We start from the raw sequence: 18,796 nt of genomic DNA, 5'->3' as shown, positions 1-18,796 counted from the left end.
CGCGACATTTGCGTCAGGCGCTGGTATATTGCATGCTCACAGCGCGACATCTCGGCGAGGCCAACGCCTGCCTTCCTGCGCCTGCCTTCCTGGGAGACGACCTCCGTGATACCCTGGGGGAGTTTGTGAGCGCCGTCGCACGGGCGGCGCCGGCAGCGGGTGGTCGGTGGGAGCCGGCGGGGGCGGACGATCATGGCTGAACACGGCGAGGTCGTTCCCGAGGCGGAGATCCGGGCCACGCTCGACACCCTGCTGAAGATGCCCCCCTTCGCGCGCTCGCCGAAGCTCGCGCGCTTCCTGCGCTTCGTGGTGGAGGAGGAGCTGGCCGGGCAGGGAGCGGCCCTGAAGGCCTACACCATCGCCACGCAGGCGCTCGGCCGCGGCGGCGAGTTCGATCCGACGCTCGACCCGAGCGTGCGGGTGGAGGCCGGGCGCCTGCGGCGGACCCTCGACGAGTGCTACGCCCGGGCGGGGGCGGATCTCGGCGTGCGCATCAGCGTCCCGGTCGGCGCCTACCGTCCGCAATTCGAGCGGCCCGCGCCGACGCTGGAACCACCCGTCCCGGCGGAGGAGCCGGCCGCACCGCGCGCCGCCGAATCCGAGCCGCAGCCCGTGTCCATGCCCCTGCCGCCGGCGCGCCTCGTCGTCGCCTTCAGCCCGCGCGGGCAGGCGGCGGTGATCGCGCTGCTCTCCGGGATCCTGATCATGCTGTGTATCGAGGTCGGGCTGCTGATCGGCGCCCGTCACGCAACGCGGACCGATCAGATTCAGCTGATGAACGCCGCCGCGCAGGCGAAGTGAGCCCTCCGCCGGCGCGACCGAGGCGTCCGGGGCGGACGCGAGCGCCTCAATGCGTCCAGCGCGTCGCGAACCGGGCGAGCTCCGCCGCCTCCGCGAAGGAGACCACCTCCAGAATGCGCGTCTCCTCCGGCCAGCCCGGAAACAGCGCGTAGGTCACGGGCCGCAGGCTCAGCACCGCGCTCGGCGCCTCCGTGAGCACCCAGTCGCGCACCTCCTCGGCGAGCGCGCCGGGATCGTCCGGCGCGATCAGGCCCGAGGCGGGCCGCAGGGCGATGACGTAGGGGCCGAGATCCGGGTGCTGCTCCCGAAGCACCTTGACGATGTCGATCATCCGCCCGCCGTCACCACGCCTGCGGCTCGTTGATCTGCACCACGGCCTGCGCCTTGGTGAAGTTCGGGATGTCGGCGAAGATCTCTTTGCCGTGCCGGGCCGCGGCCTGCTGGAAGTCCTCCAGCGACCGGAAGGTCAGGAGCGCCATGATCTGGAACGGCGGCGGACTGCCGTCCGGGGTGGCGGCGGCCTTCACCACCTCGGCCTTCTCCAGCCCCATCGCGGACCAGCGCTCGCGCACGAGCGGCATGTGGTGGCGCAGGTAGTAGTCGAGGTCGAAGGCGGGCGCGTCCGCCCCGCCCGGATACATCACGCTCACGAGGATCATGTGGTCTCGTCCTCCCGGGCATCACGGCCTGGACGGGTGTCGCGGTCCTGCCGGCCCGGCCGGCACAGGAGCACCGATCCCGGGCCGCCGCAACCGGTTCAATGCAGCTTCACCCGCGGCTCAGTGTGCCGCGTCAGCGCGCGGGCCGCCGTGTCGAGGGCGACCTTCCAGGTGCCGTGCAGGGCCTGCTGGTGCATCTTGTAGAGCGACTGGTACATCATCCGGGCGAAGAGGCCGGCGATGAAGACGTTCTTGCCGCGGATGAAGCCCATCAGGTTGCCGACCGTGGTGTACTCGCCGAGCGACACGAGCGAGCCGAAGTCGCGGTAGCGGAACGGGGCGAGCGGGCGGCCCGCGAGCCGGTTCGGCATCTGCCGCAGCAGGTGCGTCGCCTGCTGATGGGCGGCCTGGGCGCGCGGCGGGACCGGCGCGCCCGTGGCGGGATCGATCAGGTGGGCGCAGTCGCCGATGGCGAAGACGTCCGGATCGCGGGTGGTCTGCAGGGTCGGCAGGACGACGAGCTGGTTGTTGCGGGTGGTTTCCAGCCCGCCGATCTCGCGCAGCACGTCCGGGGCCCGCACGCCCGCGGCCCAGACCGTGAGTTCCGCCGGCACGAAGCCGCCATCCGCGAGCAGCACGCCGTCCGGGCGCACCTCGGTCACCCGCGCGTTCGTGCGCACCTCGACGCCGATCCCGGCGAGCAGCCCCATCACGTCCTGCGACAGCCGCTCGGGCACCGCCGGCAGGATGCGGTCGGCGGCCTCGATCAGGGTGAGCTTCAGGTCCTTGTCCGGGTCGATCCGGTCGAGACCGGTCGCCGCGACGTGGCGGGTGGTGCGGTGGAGTTCGGCCACGAGTTCGGTGCCGGTGGCGCCCGCCCCGATCACCGCCACGTGCAGCTGGCCCGGCCGCACCGGGTCGTCCTGCGCGTGGGCGCGGATCATCGCGTTGACGAGGCGGCGGTGGAAGCGCTCGGCCTGGTCCGGCGTGTCGAGGGCGATGGCGTGCTCCTTCACGCCCGGCGTGCCGAAATCGTTGCTGGCGCTGCCCACCGCGATCACCAGCGTGTCGTACGGCAGCGCGCGCGCGGGCGTGACCTCGCGCCCCTCCGCGTCGTAGCTCGCCGCGAGCAGGATTTCCCGGCGCTCCCGGTCGAGGCCGGTCATCTGGCCGATCCGGTAGCGGAAATGATGCGCGTGGGCGTGGTGCAGGTAATCCACCGCGTGGTGGCCCACATCCATGCTGCCCGCCGCCACCTCGTGCAGCAGCGGCTTCCAGATGTGGGTGCGCGAGCGGTCGACCAGCGTGACCTCGGCCTCCTTGCGGCGCCCGTAGCGGTCGCCGAGCTTGGTGGCGAGCTGCAGTCCCGCGGCACCGCCGCCCACCACCACGATCCTGTGCCGTCCCGTCACGTCCGCCTCCCGCCCTCAGGCCCGGCGAGTCTAGCCGAACGGCCGGGACCCTGGGCAGTCCCTGCCGCGGCGGAAGGCGTACGAATGTCCGAGGCCACCCTAGGCGTCGCGCCCGTGCACCTGGGCGGGCGGCGACGTCGCCTCCACCGCCGTGAAGGTCTCGAGGATGCGGTAGCTGTGCTCGGCCCCCGCCGGCACCAACCAGGAATCCCCGGGCTCCAGCCGCACGGTCTGGCCTTCGAGGACGAGTTCGGCCCGGCCCGCGACGACGTAGCCCACGGTCTCGTAGTCGCGGCGGGCGCTGCGCTTGTCGTCGGTCGGCGCCTCGTTCTCCCACAGGCGCATCGACACGTGCTTGCCCGAGGCGAGGTAGCGCTCGCCCTGCGGGCCGTGGGGCGAGGTCGCGCCCGACACCTTCTTGATCGTCGTCTCGGTCATCGGCTCCTCCGGGGGTTGCCGGGAGCCAACGGAGGGCGGGGCGCCGCGTTCCCGTCAGCGCAGCGAGCCGGCGATGGCCTGTTGGATGCCGCGGATGTCGGCGCCGCGCTTCAGCGTGCGGGAGATCGGCGCGGGCTGGCCCGAGACCCAGATCTTGAGCTCGGAATCGAAGTCGAAGCTGCCGGCATTCTCCACCGAGAACGACGTGATGGCGCGGTAGGGTACGGTCAGGTACTCCACCTTGCGCCCGGTGAGGCCCTGGCGGTCCACCAGGATCAGGCGCCGGTCGGTGAACACCATCAGGTCGCGCACCACCCGGAAGGCGACCTGCACGGCCTCGCCCGCCACCAGCATCCCGTCGAGTTCGCGGGCGACGTCGGCGGGGCTGACGTCGCTGCCGTGGCCGAGGAGGCCGTCGAGAAGTCCCATCACCACCCCCATTCCAGATGCCGGTTCGTCGCGGAAATTACGGTAAAATCAAAGGTCTAGAGCCAGATGCGATCGCAGCGCGATCGGATCCCACTCCTAAAAGTCCGTCGCCAGACCCTTCACTTCCCAATCCTCGTAGCGGACCGGCTCCAGGCCGCCGCGGCCGTTGATCTCGCGCTCGCGGCGGATCTCGGCCGCGCGGGCGTCGATGGCCTCGCGGCGCGCCTGCGCCTCGGCGAGCGCCCGCACGGCGGCCGGGCTCAGGGCCTTCTGCGCCGTGCCCGGCGGATTGCTCTCGTCCATCGTCCGCATCACTCCCGCTTGCATCCGGGTCGCCGCGGTGCCAACCCCGGCGCCTCGCGGACCGCTCCTCCCCGCAGGTGGAGGGCGGGCGACGCGGCGTCAAGGCGGGAGCGGCTTTCCGGAATGGACGATCAGCACGAGGATACGGCGGCCGGCCTGCCGGCGAGGCGGCTCGCCGCCGCGGGCGTGGCGGACCTCCTCGGGGGGCGCTCCGGCACCGCGCTCGACGACGTGCTCGATCCGGCCGCCGCGCGCGCCGCCCTCTCGGGCCAAGACCTCTCGGGCCAGGATCTGGGTCTCGCCCGCGCCATCGCGGCCACGACCTTCCGGCACCTCGGGGTGATCCGCCACGCCCTCCAGGCCCGCCTCGCGCAGGGCCTGCCGGAGGATCAGCCGAAGCTCCTCGCGGTGCTGGCCACCGGCGCGGCGCAGATCCTCTACCTCAACGTCCAGGACCACGCGGCGGTAGACCTCGCGGTGCGGCTCGCCAAGGGCGACGGCCGGATGCGCCACCTCGCCGGGCTGGTGAACGCGGTCCTGCGCCGGGTCTCCCGCGAAAAAGCCGCCATCCGGGCCGAGGGCGACGCCGATCCCCTCGGGCTCAACACGCCGGCCTGGCTCGCGGCGCGCTGGCGCGCCGCCTACGGCGATGAGGCGGCACGCGGGATCGCGCAGGCCCATGCCCGGGGCGCGCCGCTCGACCTCACGGTGCGCGCCGAGCCCGAGGCCTGGGCCGGCCGCCTCGGCGCCCGGGTGCTGACCACCGGCGGCAGCCTGCGCCTCGACGACGCCCGCACGCCGGTGCCGCAACTGCCGGGCTTCGCGGAGGGCGCGTGGTGGGTGCAGGACGCGGCCGCCGCGCTGCCCGCCCGCCTCCTCGGCGTCGGTCCCGGCGAGCGCGTGGCCGATCTCTGCGCGGCGCCGGGCGGCAAGACGGCGCAGCTCGCGGCGGCGGGCGCCCAGGTGCTCGCCGTCGACCGCTCGTCCGCGCGCCTGCGGCGCCTGGAGGAGAACCTCTCGCGGCTGTCGCTCGCCGCCGAGACGCTGGCGGCCGATGCCCTCGCCCTGCCGGACGAGCCGGCCTACGACGCCGTGCTGCTCGACGCCCCCTGCACCGCCACCGGCACGATCCGGCGCCATCCCGACGTGGCCTGGACGAAGCGCGAGGGGGATCTCGCGCGGCTCACCGCCCTCCAGACCCGCCTCCTCGACAAGGCGGCCGGCCTGCTGCGCCCCGGCGGGCGCCTCGTCTACTGCACCTGCTCGCTGGAGCCCGAGGAGGGCGAGGCGCAGGCCGAGGCCTTCCTGGCCCGCCATCCCGGCTTCAGCCGCGTGCCGGTCGCGCCCGGCGAGGTCGGCGGGGAGGCGGATTTCGTCACCGCCCGCGGCGAGCTGCGCACCCTGCCCTGCCACTGGCCGGCCGGCGAGGACCGCGGCGGGATCGACGGCTTCTTCGCGGTACGGTTGCGGCGCGACCCGGACTCGGTCTAGGCCGGCGAAGCTGTTCACAAGGACGGCGGCGCGGTTTGACGCCGCCATCATCCTTCACCATTGGTTGATCGTGAGCCCGGACCGGGCCGGTCGCCCCGAGGCGGCTCCAAGGAGGTTGCGTGCAGTGGGGGCCTGACCGCTGGCGGTTCTACCGGCTCGTCGGTCAGGAGGCCGGCCGCGCGCTGCGGCGCGGCGCGGCGCGGGTCCGCTCAGGCCCCTCGGCCCTCTCGCGCCTGAAGCCGACCCGCCTCGTCATCGTCCCGCATGACCTGCGCACCAGCGATCCGACCCTGGCGGCCGACATCTATGCCGGCCTGTTCGTGTTCGCCGGGCGGGCGCTGGCGACGGGAGGGCGCTCGCCCTTCGACTTCACGCCGCCCTCGCCCGAATGGGGCGAGGCGCTCTACGGCTTCGGCTGGCTGCGCCACCTGCGCGCCGCCGACAGCGCGCTCGCCCGCTCCAACGCCCGCGCCTTCGTGCAGGATTTCATGGCGGGCCGGGGCGACCGGGAGATCGCCGACCGCCCGCACGTGACGGCGCGGCGGCTGATCTCGCTGCTCGCCCAGTCGCCTCTCGTGCTGGAGGGCGCCGACCACGCCTTCTACCACGCCTTCCTGAAGGCCCTCGGGCGCTGCGTGCGCGATCTCGACCGGGCGCTCGGCCGCGGCATTCCCCCACGCGAGCGCCTGAGCGCGGCGGTGGCGCTCACCTATGCGGGCCTGTGCTGCGAGGGGCTGGAACCCGTGCTGCGCCGGGGCGTGCGGCTGCTCACCCGGGAGCTCACCCGCCAGATCCTGCCCGACGGCGGGCACCGCAGCCGCAACCCGGCGGTGGTCAAGGAACTGCTCCTCGACCTGCTGCCCCTGCGCCAGAGCTTCCTGTCCCGCGACATCGCCCCGCCGGAGGCGCTGCTCAACGCCATCGACCGGATGCTGCCGCTCCTGCGGCTGCTGCGCCACGCCGACGCCTCGCTCGGCCACCACAACGGCATGGGGGCGACGGAGGCCGACCAGCTCGCGACGCTGCTGATCTACGACGGCGTGCTCGCCCAGCCGCTGATGCACGCGCCGCACACGGGCTACGCGCGGCTCGAAGGCCGGACCACGCTCGTGGTCGCGGATGTCGGGCCGGCGCCGAGCCCGCCCTACTCGACCCTGGCGGGGGCGGGCTGCCTGTCGTTCGAATTGTCCAGCGGGCCCCAGCGCCTCGTGGTCAATTGCGGCATGCCGGCGAGCGGGGAGGAGATGCGGCAATTGTCCCGCACCAGCGCGGCCCATTCCACCGCCGTGCTCGCCGACGCCTCCTCCTGCCGCTTCCTCAACCCGACCGGACCCGGCATCGCCCACCCGATGGCGGCGTGGCTCAAGGGTCGGGTCGGCCCGGTCATCGTGCGCGGACCGACCGAGGTGCCGGTGGAGCGCGGGCAGGAGGGGGGCGCCAGCGTGCTCGCCGCCCGCCACGACGGCTACGGGCCGACCTTCGGCCTCGTCCACGAGCGCCGCTGGCGCCTCTCGGGGGACGGCGCGCTGCTGCAGGGCGACGACGCCTTCGTGCGCGCCCAAGGACAGGGGCAAGGACAGGGCAAGGGCCAGGGTCGCGCCGACAAGCGGGCGGAGCCGGAGCCGGTCGAGGCGGCGATCCGCTTCCACCTCCATCCCTCCCTGCGGGTCGGCCGGGAGGGCCGGGCGGTGCGCCTCGCAGCCCCCGGCGAGGCGTGGCTGTTCGAGGCGGACGGCATCGACCCGGTGATCGAGGAAAGCGTCTTTTTCGCCGCCTCCAACGGTGCGCGGCGCACCGAGCAGATCGTGCTGCACCTCACGGTCCAGGACGGCTCCCGCGTGGCGTGGCGCTTCCGGAAACTCTGAAGCCGCCTCGCAATTTTGCAGTGCAGCATCTGGCCTCGCCGGGTGGATTCTGCTACCGCGCGCCGCATCTCTTCCGGCAGGCCTCCGAGACGCCCGGGGCCGGCCCCGATGCCAGGATTCAGCCATGGCGAGCGACCACATCCCCGTCACCCGCGCGCTGCTCTCGGTCTCCGACAAGAGCGGTCTGATCGACTTCGCCCGGGCGCTGGCGGAGCGGGGCGTCGCCCTGGTCTCGACGGGGGGCACGCACCGGGCGCTCAGCGAGGCGGGGCTCGCCGTCACGGAGGTCTCCGACCTCACCGGCTACCCCGAGATGATGGACGGGCGGGTCAAGACCCTGCATCCGGGCGTGCACGGGGGCCTGCTCGCCGTGCGCGACAACCCCGAGCACCAAGCCGCGATGCTCGCCCACGGCATCCAGCCGATCGACCTCCTGGTGGTGAACCTCTACCCGTTCGAGGCGACGCTCGCGGCCGGGCGGCCGGCCGCGGAGTGCATCGAAAATATCGACATCGGCGGCCCCGCGATGATCCGGGCCGCCGCCAAGAACCACGAGGACGTGGCGGTGGTCGTCGACGTGGCGGATTACGCCACCGTGCTGGCCGACCTCGACGCCACGGGCGGCGCGGTCACCCGCGCGACCCGCCGCCGGCTGGCCCGCAAGGCCTTCGCGCGCACCGCCTCCTACGACGCGGCGATCGCCGCGTGGCTCGGCGAGACCGGTCCGCCCGAGGAGGCCGCGCCCGTATTCCAGGCGCTGGGCGGCACCCTCGGCCAGGGCTTACGCTACGGCGAGAACCCGCACCAGCAGGCCGCCTTCTACCGCAGCGCCGGTGCGGCTCGGCCGGGCGTCGCCACCGCCCGGCAGCTCCAGGGCAAGGAGCTCTCCTACAACAACCTCAACGACACGGACGCGGCCTTCGAGTGCGTGTCCGAGTTCGATCCCGGCCGCACCGCCGCGGTGGTCATCGTCAAGCACGCCAACCCGTGCGGCGTGGCCGAGGGCGCCTCGCTGCTCGCCGCCTACGAGCGGGCGCTGGCCTGCGATCCGGTCTCGGCCTTCGGCGGCATCGTGGCGCTCAACCGGCCCCTCGACGCACAGGCCGCGCGGCGCATCGTCGAGATCTTCACCGAGGTCATCATCGCGCCCGAGGCGAGCGAGGAGGCGGCCGCCATCGTGGCCGCCAAGAAGAACCTGCGCCTGCTCGTCACCGGCGGCCTCGCCGATCCGCGCCAGGCCGGCTCGCTCTGGCGGAGCGTGGCGGGGGGTTTTCTGGTGCAGAGCCGGGACGCGGCGGTGGTGGACGACATGCCCCTGCGGGTCGTGACCCGGCGCGCGCCGAGCGAGCGGGAGCTGACCGACCTGCGCTTCGCCTTCCGGGTCGCCAAGCACGTGAAGTCGAACGCCATCGTGTACGCGAAGGACGGCGCCACGGTCGGGATCGGGGCCGGACAGATGTCGCGGGTCGATTCCTCGCGCATCGCCGCCTGGAAGGCCGCCGAGGCCGCCAAGGCCGCGGGCCTGCCCGAGAGTCTCGCCCGCGGCGCCGTGGTGGCGTCGGACGCCTTCTTCCCCTTCGCGGACGGCCTGCTCGCCGCCGCCGAGGCCGGGGCGACCGCGGTGATCCAGCCCGGCGGCTCGATGCGCGACGACGAGGTGATCCGCGCCGCCGACGAGGCCGGCCTCGCCATGGTGTTCACCGGGCACCGCCACTTCCGGCACTGAGGCCCGGCTCCGGCGGGCGGTCGGGTGGGACACACCGGCGCGCCGCCCAGGGAGAGCGTCATGACCGACCCCGCGCGGAACAAGGCGACCGTGATCGCCTTCTACGAGCTGATGTTCAACGCGTGCCGGCCGCGCGAGGCGATCGAGCGCTACGCGGGCGACACGTACATCCAGCACAACCCGCACGTGGCGACCGGCAAGGACGGCTTCATCGCCTATTTCGAGCGCATGGCGCGGGACTGGCCGGGCAAGCGGGTCGAGGTGAAGCGGGCGATCGCCGAGGGCGATCTCGTCGTGCTGCACTGCCTCCAGCACTGGCCCGGCGACCACGACTACGCGGCGATCGACATTTTTCGGCTCGATGCCCAGGGCCGGATCGTGGAGCACTGGGACGTGCTGCAGGTCATGCCGGAATCGTCCGCCAATCCGAACGGGATGTTCTAAGTAAAACCCCAAAAATCATGTGGCATGCGCTCCGATGATGGAGCGTACACCGCCTGCCTTGCGGTCGTTGCGGCTGAAGAAGACCCAGGCGGCCGGCGCCGCCGCGCAGCACGGCTTCGACCGAGTGCCGCATCAGGTCCCGATGCTGGCTTCGGGCAGACGATCCGGTGGTGACGATCGCGCACGACACCCAGGTCGCTCGGCACGTGCCGGACGACGCGCCGATCCTGCCGGCGGACCAGACAGATCGAAGACGCCGCGGAATCAGGACATCAGAGCATTGTCCGACGAAGGGGCCACCGGTTCGTCGCAGAACATGCGGCCATTCGAGAACTTGGAACAGGATCCGATCGCAGGGCGATCGGACGCAGCTCTGGGTAGAGTGATCGGGCGTCGCGGCTGACCAAGCGAGTGTCGCTGGTAAGGCAGCGCACCCCCGCTCCCGCGGCGATAGTCGCCGAAGCCTGTGATCCGGCTTCGGAGGCCCCATGCTCGACGTTACGCCGACCCCGCTGCAGCGCCTCCTGCGCGAGCGTCGCCCCGGCTACACCCTCGCGGCCCCGTTCTACCTCAGCCCCGAGGTGTTCGAGGCCGACATGGAGGTCATCTTCGGGCGGCACTGGATCTATGTCGGCGTCGAGCCCGACGTGCCGGAGGCCGGCGACGTGATGGTCGTCGATATCGGCAAGGCGTCGGTCGCCGTCGTGCGCGACGACGACGACGAGATCCGCGCCTTCCACAACGTTTGCCGCCACCGCGGCGCGCGCCTCGTCCACGAGGAGAAGTCCACGGTCGGCAACCTCGTCTGCCGCTATCATTCCTGGACCTACGACCTCACCGGCAACCTCATCCACGCCGAGCATATGGGGCCGGACTTCAACAAGGGCTGCCACGGCCTCAAGCCGGTCCACATCCGCTCGCTCGCCGGCCTGCTCTTCATCTGCCTCGCCGACGAGCCCCCGGCCGATTTCGACGACATGGCGGCGCGGCTCGGCCCCTATCTCGAGCCGCACAACGTGCGCGAGACCAAGGTCGCCTTCCAGAAGGACATCATCGAGCCCGGCAACTGGAAGCTCACGATGGAGAACAACCGCGAGTGCTATCATTGCGGTGCGAACCATCCCGAGTTGACCGTGCCGCTCTTCGCCTACGGCTTCGGCTTCGCCCCCGAGGAGATGGACGAGCACGACCGGGCGAACGCCGAGCGCTACGGCTGCCTGCTCAAGACCCGCCACGGCGAGTGGGAGGCGGACGGCTTGCCGTCGAGGGAGATCGACGAGCTCGACACGATGGTCAGCGCCTTCCGCGTCGAGCGGCTGCCGCTCGACGGCGACGGCGAGTCCCACACCATCGACACCAAGGCCGCCTGCAGGAAGCTGCTCGGCAATTTCACCAACGCCAAGCTCGGCGGCCTCTCGGTCTGGACGCAGCCGAATTCCTGGCACCACTTCCTCGGCGACCACATCGTCACCTTCTCGGTGCTGCCGCTCGATGCCGAGCGCTCGCTCCTGCGCACCAAGTGGCTCGTGCACAAGGACGCGGTCGAGGGCGTCGATTATGATCTCGCCAATCTCATCAGCGTCTGGGAAGCGACGAACGATCAGGACAGCGAGCTCGTCGGCATCTGCCAACAGGGCGTGTCGAGCCCGGCCTACGAGCCCGGCCCCTACTCGCCGCACACCGAGATGCTCGTGGAGAAGTTCTGCAACTGGTATGTCGGCCGCATGGCCGCGCATCTGGGGCGCTGAGCCATGACGTCGGTCCCCGCCTCGGCCGAGCCGGCCGCCGCGCGGCTCGCGGCCTCCGCGCCCTGGGATGCGGAGGCCGACGACGCCCTGGTCTGCCTCGCCGTGCGCGACGAGACGCACGACGTGAAGACCTTCGTGCTCGCCCCGAAGGAGCCTCGGCGCTTCGCCTACGCGCCGGGCCAGTTCCTGACGTTCTCGTTCGAGATCGGCACGGACACGATCCACCGCTGCTACACGATCTCCTCGGCGCCGACCCGGCCAAACGCGGTCTCGTTCACCGTCAAGCGCGTGCCCGGCGGCCCGGTCTCGAACTGGCTGCACGACAATCTGAAGCCCGGCGCGGTCGTGCGGGCATTGGGGCCGATGGGCGAGTTCTCCTGCTTCACCCATCCGGCGAAAAAATACCTGCTCCTGTCGGGCGGCAGCGGCGTCACGCCGATGATGTCGATGGCGCGCACCTTCCACGATCTCGGCGAGGCCCGCGACGTGGCCTTCGTCCACTCCGCCCGCTCGCCCGCCGACATCGTGTTCCGGTGCGAACTGGAGACGATGGCCCGGCTCGATCCCGGCTTCCGCTTCCGTGCGGTCTGCGAGACGGATTCGGCCGGTGAGGTCTGGGCGGGTCCGAAGGGCCGGCTGTCGCTGGAGATCCTGCGGGAGGCGGTGCCCGACTGGCCGGAGCGCGAAGTCTTCGTCTGCGGCCCCAAGCCCTACATGGACGCGGTGCGGGCCATGCTGAAGGATGCCGGCTTCGACATGGCCCGGCACCATCAGGAGAGCTTCGACTTCGGCGAATTGTCGGAGTCCGAGCAGGCGGCGGCGACGGAGGCCGAGAAGGAACTCGACGCCGAGGCCGCGCCATCGGGCGGCATGCGCACCTTCCGGGTGGAGTTCGCCAAGACCCGCCGGGTGCTCGAATGCCCGGAGAACGAGACGGTGCTCGACGCCGCCCGCAAGGCCGGCATCCGCCTGCCCTCCTCCTGCGCCAAGGGCCTGTGCGGCACCTGCAAGTCGAAGCTCACCTCCGGCACCGTCGCCATGACGCATGCCGGCGGCATCCGTCAGCGCGAGATCGACGCCGGCATGGCGCTGCTGTGCTGCTCCAAGCCGACGAGCGACCTCGTCATCGAGCGCTGAGATCCCGCCGCCCGCGGCGGCCGGTCCTCCCAGCGTCCCAAGCTCCCCCCATCGCCTTCGGGAGTCGTCCCGTGATCGCCAATGCCGACGCGCTTCTGAAGCCGCTGACCATCAAGGGCCTCACCATCCGCAACCGGGTGATGTCCACGAGCCACGCCCCCGGCTACGGCCGGGACGGCAAGCCGCAGGAGCGCTACCAGCTCTATCACGCCGAGAAGGCCAAGGGCGGCATCGGGCTCACCATGTTCGGCGGCTCGTCCTCGGTCGCCGTCGACAGCCCCGCCGCGCCCTGGAACCAGATCTCGGTCGCCGACGACTCGGTGATCCCGTACTTCCGGCAATTCGCCGACCGGGTGCACGCGCACGGCGGCAAGCTGATGATCCAGCTCACCCATATGGGCCGGCGCACCAAGTGGGACACCGAGCACTGGCTCCCCACGATCTCGCCCTCCCCCCGGCGCGAGCCCGCCTCCCGCACCATCCCGAAGGAGATGGAGGAGGAGGACATCGCCCGCGTCGTGAAGAGCTTCGCGCAAGCCGCGCGCCGCTGCCGCGAGGGCGGACTCGACGGCTGCGAGGTCTCCGCCGCCCACGGCCACCTGATCGACCAGTTCTGGTCGCCGTCGGTCAACCAGCGCACCGACAAGTACGGCGGCGGCCTGGAGAACCGGATGCGCTTCGGCATCGAGGTGCTGGAGGCGATGCGCGCCGAGGTCGGCGACGACTACGTCATCGGCATCCGCATGTCCGGCGACGAGATGATCGCCGACGGCCTCAGCCAGGACGACTGCGTCGCGATCGCGTCCGAATATGCCAAGCGCGGCCTCGTCGACTTCCTCAACGTGCTCGGCGGCCAGGCGCGCGACCACATCGCCCACGCGATCTCGCTGCCGAACATGTCCTTCCCGGTGGCGCCGTTCCTGTTCCTGCCGAGCGCGATCAAGCGCGAGGTCGACGTGCCGGTCTTCCATGCGCAACGCGTGACCGACCTCGCCACCGCCGCCCGCGCGGTGGCGGAAGGGCACGTCGATATGGTGGCGATGACCCGCGCCCACATCGCCGACCCGCATCTCGTCAAGAAGCTGTCAGAGGGCCGGGCCGACGACATCCGCCAATGCGTCGGCGCTGGGTACTGCATCGACCGGATCTATGTCGGCGGCGACGCGCTCTGCATCCAGAACGCCGCCACGGGCCGCGAGGCCACCATGCCGCACGAGATCCGCAAGGCGGATCTGCGCCGCCGCGTGGTGGTGATCGGTGCCGGGCCGGCCGGTCTCGAGGCGGCCCGCGTGTGCGCCGAGCGCGGCCACACCGTGGTCCTGTTCGAGAAAGGCGCGCAGGCCGGCGGCCAGATCTCCATCGCGGCACGAGCCGGCTGGCGCGAGGCGATGTCCGGTATCACCCGCTGGCTGGTCGGGCAGGTGACGAAGCTCGGCGTCGATCTCAGGCTGAACACCGAGGCCACGGAGGCGGCGGTGCTGGCGGAAAAGCCCGACATCGTCATCGTGGCGACCGGCGGCACGCCCTTCCGCGGCCACGCCAAGGGCGCCGAGCAGCACGCGGTCACCACCACCGAGGTGCTGACCGGCGCGGTCGAGCCCACCGGCTCGGTCCTGCTCTACGACGAGATGGGCCAGCACAACGCGTCGTCCGTCGCCGAGCAGCTGGCCAAGCGCGGCTGCCTCGTCGAGATCGCCACCCACGACCGCATGATCGCGGAAGAAGTCGGCACCACCAATCAGCCGATCCATCTGCGCGAGCTGTACAAGCTCGGCGTGGTGATGACGCCGAACATGGAGCTGATCGAGATCTATCCCGAGGGCAACCGCTTCGTGGCGGCCCTGCGCAACACCATGACGGATGCGGAGGAGGAGCGCGTCGTCGACCGTATCGTCGTCGATCACGGCACGCTGCCCGTCGATGCCCTCTACCGCAACCTCAAGGGGGCGTCGGTCAACCGCGGTCAGACCGACCAAGAGGCTCTGATCCGGGGCACGCCGCAGCCCTACGACCTCTGCGAGGGCTACGCCCTCTACCGCATCGGCGACGCGGTGGCCGGCCGCAACATCCACGCGGCGATCTACGACGCCCTGCGGCTGTGCAAGGACCTGTGAGGCGCTGAGCGGCGCCGCGCTTCCCCTCCCCCCTCTGCGGGGGAGGGTGGCCTGCGGAGCAGGCCGGGAGAGGGGAAACCCCGTCGCCGGATCGGTCGCAGTAGCGGACGAGGTGCGCCCCCTCCGGCACCGGCGCTCCCCTCTCCCGCCTGCTCCGCAGGCACCCTCCCCCGCAGAGGGGGGAGGGAGGTGCGGTCGCAGAGAATGAGTTTCCTAACGTCGCCGAGACCTCAGGCCCACCGCCATGACCAGCCTCGCCCCCCTGACCACGGTGTTTCCCGGCCTCGTCTGGCTGATGGCGGCGCTGGCCCTCGTCCAGGCCTCGCGCCGTGCGGCGCTCTGGCGGGTCGGGGCGCCGGCGCCGGTGGCGTGGCTCGACGGTCTCGCCAAGCTGCCGCGCCGCTATCTCGTGGATGTCCACCACGTCGTGGCGCGGGACGCATACGCCTCCCGGATGCACGCGGTCGTGGCCGGCGGCCTGCTCGCGGCCTCTCTGCTCACCGCGCTGGCCATCCTGCCGCCGCTCGGCGGCTTCCGGCCCTACTGGTTCCTCGTGGCCTTGGCCTTCGGCGTGACGGCGGCCGGCTCGCTGCTCGTCGGCGCCCGCCGCTACCCCGAGAAGCGGACGCGCCTCTCCGCCGGCCGCTTCCAGATCCTGCCGTTCTGGCTTCTCGCCTACGCCGTCGGCGGCACGCTCACCGCCCTGCTGCTGGCCCTCGGCATCGGCGGCCCGCTCGGCTCGGTCGCCCTGGCGCTCGCGGCGGCGGGCGGCCTCGGCCTCGCCTTCGAGGTCCGGCACGGCCCGATGCGCCACGCCGCGGCCGGCGCGCTCCACCTCGTCGCCCATCCCCGGCCCGGCCGGTTCGAGGGCCGGCCCGACACCGCGCTGCAGCCCCTCGACCTCGCGGCGCCCCGCCTCGGCTCGGAGATGCCGGCGGACTTCACCTGGAACCGGCTTCTCTCCTTCGATGCCTGCGTGAGTTGCGGACGCTGCGAGGTGGCCTGCCCGGCCTATGCCGCCGGCCAGCCCCTCAACCCGAAGAAGCTCGTGCAGGATCTCGTCGCGGGGCTCTCGCCCGCGGAACCGGCCTATGCCGGCAATCCCTATCCCGGCGGCCGGATGGCCGAAGGCGAACGCGGGCCGCTCGCCCGGCTGATCGGGCCGGACGCGCGCATCCACCCCGACACCCTCTGGTCCTGCACCACCTGTCGCGCCTGCGTCGAGGAATGCCCGATGATGATCGAGCATGTCGACGCAGTGGTGTCCCTGCGCCGTCACGAGACGCTGGAACGGGGGGCGCTGCCCGAAAAAGCGGTCGGCCCCGTGACCGAACTGCGCCAGGCCGGCGATCCGGGCGGGCGCCCGCTCGGGGCGCGCACCGACTTCGCGGCCGGGCTCGACCTGCCGGTGATGGCCGAGCGCCGGCAGGCCGACGTGCTGCTCTGGCTCGGCGAGGGCGCCTACGACCTGCGCTACGGCCGGACGCTGCGCGCCCTGGTGCGGCTGCTGCGCGAGGCGCAGGTCGATTTCGCGGTGCTGGGCGCGGAGGAGCGCGACACCGGCGACCTCGCCCGCCGACTCGGCGACGAAGCGACCTTCCAGGCGCTGGCGCGGGACAACATCGCGACGCTCGCAAAATATCGCTTCGCGCGGATCGTCACCGCCGACCCGCACGCGCTGCACGCCCTGCGCAACGAGTACCCGGCCTTCGGCGGGCACTACACGGTCGTGCACCACACCGCCGTCCTGCTGGAGCTGATCCGGGCCGGCAAGCTGAAGCCCGGCCGGTTGGCCGACCTCTCGGTGACCTACCACGACCCCTGCTACCTCGCCCGCTACAACGGAGAGACCGAGGCGCCGCGCGCCGTGCTCGACGCGATCGGCCTCTCACGGGTCGAGATGGCCCGGTCGGGCAAGCGGGCGATGTGCTGCGGCGGCGGCGGCGGCGCGCCGGTGAGCGACGTGCCGGGCGAGCGGCGCATCCCGGACATCCGCATGGGCCAGGCCGCCGAGACGGGTGCGGGCATCGTCGCCGTCGCCTGTCCGTCCTGCACGGCGATGCTGGAGGGCGTGACCGATCGCAAGGCCGAGATCCGCGACATCGCCGAATTGCTGCTTCAGGCCGTGGAGGCAGGCCGATGACGACGAGGCTCCGCCGCGATCCCCGCGCCGAGCGGGCGGCGATGCAGGTCGCCTCCGGCGACGGCAAGGCCGCCTCCGGCGACCGCACGACCGCCCGCCCGCGCTACGACCGGAGCGTGCGCCGCGCCCCCGGCGGACGGCCGCGCCGCGATCCCCGGGCCGAGCGCGCGAGCCGGCGCGTTCCGGGCGGCATCCGGCCCCGCTTCGATCTCAGCCAAGCCGTCCGCATGGAGGGACCGGTCCTGCCGGCGGCCGGGCACCGGCCGGCGCCGGAGGTGGCGGCCCCGACGATCGTGGTCGTCGAGGAGCCCGCCTTCCTCGTCGCCGTGGTGCCGGATGCGCCCGGCGGCCGCCTCTCCGGCCACGATCGTCAGGTGCTGGGTGCCGCCCGCGCCCTCTCGGGCCGCGAGGGCGGCGTGGCGCTCGTCGCGCTCGGCCCCTGCGAGGCCCCCGGCCCGGCGGGGGCCGACCGTCTGGTCCGCCTCGACGAGGCCGAGGGCTACGACCCGGCCGCGCGGGCCGCCCAGGTCGCGGCGGCGCTCGTGGACCTCGGCGCCCGCCATGTCCTGTTTCCGGAATCCCTCGACGGCGGCGATCTGGCCCGCCGGGTCGCGGTGCGGATGGGGCAGTCGCTCTTCACCAACGCCGAGGTGGTGGCCGCCAGCGGCCTGATCCGGCCGGCGCGCGGGCGCAGCGTCGAGCAGCGGGCGGCCCCGGGGCTTCTCGCCACCGTGGCGGCGGACGCGGTCGCCGAGTATGGCGGGCCGCCGCGGGAGGCGCGTGCGCTCGCGGTCGCGGCGGCGCGTGGGCCGCAGCGTGCTGCGATCCTGTCGGCGACGCGCGTCCCGGCCGATCCGGCCACGGTGCCCCTGGCGCTGGCCGAGTTCGTCGTCTCGGCCGGCAACGGCGTCAGCGATCTCGCCACCTTCAGGGAGGTGGTCGCGGCCCTGCATGCCACGCCGGGGGCGAGCCGCGTGCTGTGCGATGCCGGCCTGATGCCGCGCCAGTCGCAGGTCGGCGCCTCCGGCACCGTGCTCGCCGCGACCTGCTACTTCGCGCTCGGCATCTCCGGCGCACCGCAGCATCTGCAAGGCGTGGCGGGCTGCGAGCACGTCGTCGCGGTCAACACCGACCTGCACGCCGCGATGATCGAGCGGGCGGGTCTGGCCATCGTGCAGGATGCGCAGGTCGTGATGCCGGCCCTGCTGCGCCTGCTCGCGCAGGACACACGCGGACGGGAGACGGGCTCGTGAGGATCGCGGTTCTTCTCTCGGCCGGCCGCCACCCCGTCTCCGGCGCGGCGGTGCTGCCCCGGCTCGAAGCGCAGGCGATCCGGCTCGCCGCCGGGCTCGGGCCTGCCGTCGGCCTGCATGCCGGCCCGGCCGCCGCGGCGCTGGCCGAGGCCCTGGGGCAGGGACTCGCGCAGATCGAGCACATCGACCTGCCGGAAGCGTTCGATCCGGTGCCGGCGCTCGCGGCCCGGCTCGCCGCGCGCGCCCCCGACCTCGTGCTCGCCGGTCGGCGCGGCCAGGGCGGGCCGGAGAGCGGATTGGTGCCCTATTCGCTGGCGGAAGCCCTCGGCCTCCCCCTGATCCCCGACGTCGTGGCGGTCGCGCCCGGCGAGGAGCCGGGAACGCTGCAGCTCGACCAGAGCCTCGGCCGCGGCGCGCTGCGGCGCGTCGTGGCGCTCACCCCGATCGTCGCGACGGTCCATCCGGACGCGCCCCCGCCCTTCCCCTACGCCTATGGGCAGGCCCGGCGCGGTCGCATCGACGGGCTCGCCCCCGCTATCGTGGCCCCGCCTGCCGAGTCCGAGATGGAGGAGCGCCCCTATCGCCGGCGTCCCAGGATCGTGAAGGGTGCCCCCACGGGCGGATCGGCGGCGGAGCGCCTCAAGGCGGCGACCGGCGAGTCCGGCCGTGCCGCGAAGGGACGGCTCCTCGTGGAGCCCGATCCCGAGCACGCGGCGCGCGAGATCCTGGCCCATCTGCGCCAGATCGGCGTGCTCGCGCCCCCTCGGGCTCCGGATCCGGACCGCCGCTGAGCCGCGTCCGAGCCTTCTATCGATCCATCCTGCGAGGCGATC

At 72.7% G+C, this 18,796-nt stretch carries 17 protein-coding genes; 11 read left to right on the top strand and 6 right to left on the bottom strand.

The features are described 5' to 3' along the window. Positions 1-192: 192 nt before the first annotated feature. On the top strand, positions 193-801 hold the full coding sequence (locus tag ACKUB9_RS01730) for a hypothetical protein (RefSeq protein WP_407518881.1): 609 nt from the start codon (positions 193-195) through the stop codon (positions 799-801). A gap of 46 nt (positions 802-847) precedes the next feature. On the opposite strand, the gene ACKUB9_RS01725 is transcribed toward ACKUB9_RS01730, so the two are convergent. The 6 genes from ACKUB9_RS01725 to ACKUB9_RS01700 all read right to left on the bottom strand — a co-directional run bounded on the left by ACKUB9_RS01725 (position 848) and on the right by ACKUB9_RS01700 (position 4,051). Next, entirely contained in the window at positions 848-1,132 is a 285-nt protein-coding gene (locus ACKUB9_RS01725) for a hypothetical protein (RefSeq protein ID WP_407518879.1), read from the bottom strand. Positions 1,133-1,142: 10 nt separating this feature from the next. Continuing rightward, positions 1,143-1,460: an EthD family reductase gene (locus ACKUB9_RS01720; protein ID WP_407518877.1), complete on the bottom strand. Its 318-nt coding sequence runs from the start codon at positions 1,458-1,460 to the stop codon at positions 1,143-1,145. 98 nt (positions 1,461-1,558) lie between these two features. Further along, complete coding sequence (locus ACKUB9_RS01715; RefSeq protein WP_410822759.1) at positions 1,559-2,872, bottom strand: NAD(P)/FAD-dependent oxidoreductase; 1,314 nt, start codon at positions 2,870-2,872, stop codon at positions 1,559-1,561. A 99-nt stretch (positions 2,873-2,971) separates the two neighbouring features. Next, the gene (locus tag ACKUB9_RS01710; protein ID WP_407518873.1) at positions 2,972-3,310 is read right to left on the bottom strand and encodes a cupin domain-containing protein; all 339 of its coding nucleotides are present in this window, start codon (positions 3,308-3,310) and stop codon (positions 2,972-2,974) included. A gap of 54 nt (positions 3,311-3,364) precedes the next feature. Further along, entirely contained in the window at positions 3,365-3,739 is a 375-nt protein-coding gene (locus tag ACKUB9_RS01705; protein ID WP_407519099.1) for a PH domain-containing protein, read from the bottom strand. 96 nt (positions 3,740-3,835) lie between these two features. Further along, the gene (locus tag ACKUB9_RS01700; protein ID WP_407519098.1) at positions 3,836-4,051 is read right to left on the bottom strand and encodes a DUF1674 domain-containing protein; all 216 of its coding nucleotides are present in this window, start codon (positions 4,049-4,051) and stop codon (positions 3,836-3,838) included. A gap of 114 nt (positions 4,052-4,165) precedes the next feature. Here ACKUB9_RS01700 and ACKUB9_RS01695 point away from each other — a divergent pair, with 114 nt between their 5' ends. The 10 genes from ACKUB9_RS01695 (at position 4,166) to ACKUB9_RS01650 (ending at position 18,754) form a co-directional block, all read left to right on the top strand. Further along, entirely contained in the window at positions 4,166-5,533 is a 1,368-nt protein-coding gene (locus tag ACKUB9_RS01695) for an RsmB/NOP family class I SAM-dependent RNA methyltransferase (protein ID WP_407518872.1), read from the top strand. 119 nt (positions 5,534-5,652) lie between these two features. Then, positions 5,653-7,398, top strand: coding sequence for a heparinase II/III family protein (locus tag ACKUB9_RS01690; RefSeq protein WP_407518870.1), 1,746 nt, complete (start codon positions 5,653-5,655; stop codon positions 7,396-7,398). A gap of 124 nt (positions 7,399-7,522) precedes the next feature. Next, positions 7,523-9,124, top strand: coding sequence for a bifunctional phosphoribosylaminoimidazolecarboxamide formyltransferase/IMP cyclohydrolase (gene purH / locus ACKUB9_RS01685; RefSeq protein WP_407518868.1), 1,602 nt, complete (start codon positions 7,523-7,525; stop codon positions 9,122-9,124). 60 nt (positions 9,125-9,184) lie between these two features. After that, positions 9,185-9,568: a nuclear transport factor 2 family protein gene (locus ACKUB9_RS01680; RefSeq protein ID WP_407518866.1), complete on the top strand. Its 384-nt coding sequence runs from the start codon at positions 9,185-9,187 to the stop codon at positions 9,566-9,568. A 488-nt stretch (positions 9,569-10,056) separates the two neighbouring features. Beyond that, positions 10,057-11,316: an aromatic ring-hydroxylating oxygenase subunit alpha gene (locus ACKUB9_RS01675; protein ID WP_407518865.1), complete on the top strand. Its 1,260-nt coding sequence runs from the start codon at positions 10,057-10,059 to the stop codon at positions 11,314-11,316. 3 nt (positions 11,317-11,319) lie between these two features. Beyond that, complete coding sequence (locus ACKUB9_RS01670) at positions 11,320-12,453, top strand: FAD-binding oxidoreductase (protein WP_407518864.1); 1,134 nt, start codon at positions 11,320-11,322, stop codon at positions 12,451-12,453. A gap of 71 nt (positions 12,454-12,524) precedes the next feature. Further along, the gene (locus tag ACKUB9_RS01665) at positions 12,525-14,567 is read left to right on the top strand and encodes an oxidoreductase (protein WP_407518862.1); all 2,043 of its coding nucleotides are present in this window, start codon (positions 12,525-12,527) and stop codon (positions 14,565-14,567) included. Positions 14,568-14,811: 244 nt separating this feature from the next. After that, entirely contained in the window at positions 14,812-16,710 is a 1,899-nt protein-coding gene (locus ACKUB9_RS01660; RefSeq protein WP_407518860.1) for a DUF3483 domain-containing protein, read from the top strand. After that, positions 16,707-17,963 (top strand): electron transfer flavoprotein subunit alpha/FixB family protein, encoded by a 1,257-nt coding sequence (locus ACKUB9_RS01655; protein WP_407518858.1) that lies wholly within the window; start codon positions 16,707-16,709, stop codon positions 17,961-17,963. The genes ACKUB9_RS01660 and ACKUB9_RS01655 overlap by 4 nt, the downstream gene beginning before the upstream one ends. Then, positions 17,960-18,754, top strand: coding sequence for an electron transfer flavoprotein subunit beta (locus ACKUB9_RS01650; protein WP_407518857.1), 795 nt, complete (start codon positions 17,960-17,962; stop codon positions 18,752-18,754). Before ACKUB9_RS01655 ends, ACKUB9_RS01650 begins: the two co-directional genes overlap by 4 nt. Positions 18,755-18,796: the final 42 nt, after the last annotated feature.

This window comes from Methylobacterium oryzisoli (genome assembly GCF_046557895.1).
GTDB lineage: Bacteria > Pseudomonadota > Alphaproteobacteria > Rhizobiales > Beijerinckiaceae > Methylobacterium > Methylobacterium oryzisoli.
This window is presented reverse-complemented; position numbering and strand designations above follow the sequence as displayed.

What these genes read in the sequence shown, in the direction of transcription:
- ACKUB9_RS01730 (WP_407518881.1), top strand. Translation starts at nt 193, where the DNA reads ATGGCTGAACACGGCGAGGTCGTTCCCGAGGCGGAGATCCGGGCCACG.
- ACKUB9_RS01725 (WP_407518879.1), bottom strand. Translation starts at nt 1,132, where the DNA reads ATGATCGACATCGTCAAGGTGCTTCGGGAGCAGCACCCGGATCTCGGC.
- ACKUB9_RS01720 (WP_407518877.1), bottom strand. Translation starts at nt 1,460, where the DNA reads ATGATCCTCGTGAGCGTGATGTATCCGGGCGGGGCGGACGCGCCCGCC.
- ACKUB9_RS01710 (WP_407518873.1), bottom strand. Translation starts at nt 3,310, where the DNA reads ATGACCGAGACGACGATCAAGAAGGTGTCGGGCGCGACCTCGCCCCAC.
- ACKUB9_RS01705 (WP_407519099.1), bottom strand. Translation starts at nt 3,739, where the DNA reads ATGGGACTTCTCGACGGCCTCCTCGGCCACGGCAGCGACGTCAGCCCC.
- ACKUB9_RS01700 (WP_407519098.1), bottom strand. Translation starts at nt 4,051, where the DNA reads ATGCGGACGATGGACGAGAGCAATCCGCCGGGCACGGCGCAGAAGGCC.
- ACKUB9_RS01695 (WP_407518872.1), top strand. Translation starts at nt 4,166, where the DNA reads ATGGACGATCAGCACGAGGATACGGCGGCCGGCCTGCCGGCGAGGCGG.
- purH (WP_407518868.1), top strand. Translation starts at nt 7,523, where the DNA reads ATGGCGAGCGACCACATCCCCGTCACCCGCGCGCTGCTCTCGGTCTCC.
- ACKUB9_RS01680 (WP_407518866.1), top strand. Translation starts at nt 9,185, where the DNA reads ATGACCGACCCCGCGCGGAACAAGGCGACCGTGATCGCCTTCTACGAG.
- ACKUB9_RS01675 (WP_407518865.1), top strand. Translation starts at nt 10,057, where the DNA reads ATGCTCGACGTTACGCCGACCCCGCTGCAGCGCCTCCTGCGCGAGCGT.
- ACKUB9_RS01670 (WP_407518864.1), top strand. Translation starts at nt 11,320, where the DNA reads ATGACGTCGGTCCCCGCCTCGGCCGAGCCGGCCGCCGCGCGGCTCGCG.
- ACKUB9_RS01660 (WP_407518860.1), top strand. Translation starts at nt 14,812, where the DNA reads ATGACCAGCCTCGCCCCCCTGACCACGGTGTTTCCCGGCCTCGTCTGG.
- ACKUB9_RS01655 (WP_407518858.1), top strand. Translation starts at nt 16,707, where the DNA reads ATGACGACGAGGCTCCGCCGCGATCCCCGCGCCGAGCGGGCGGCGATG.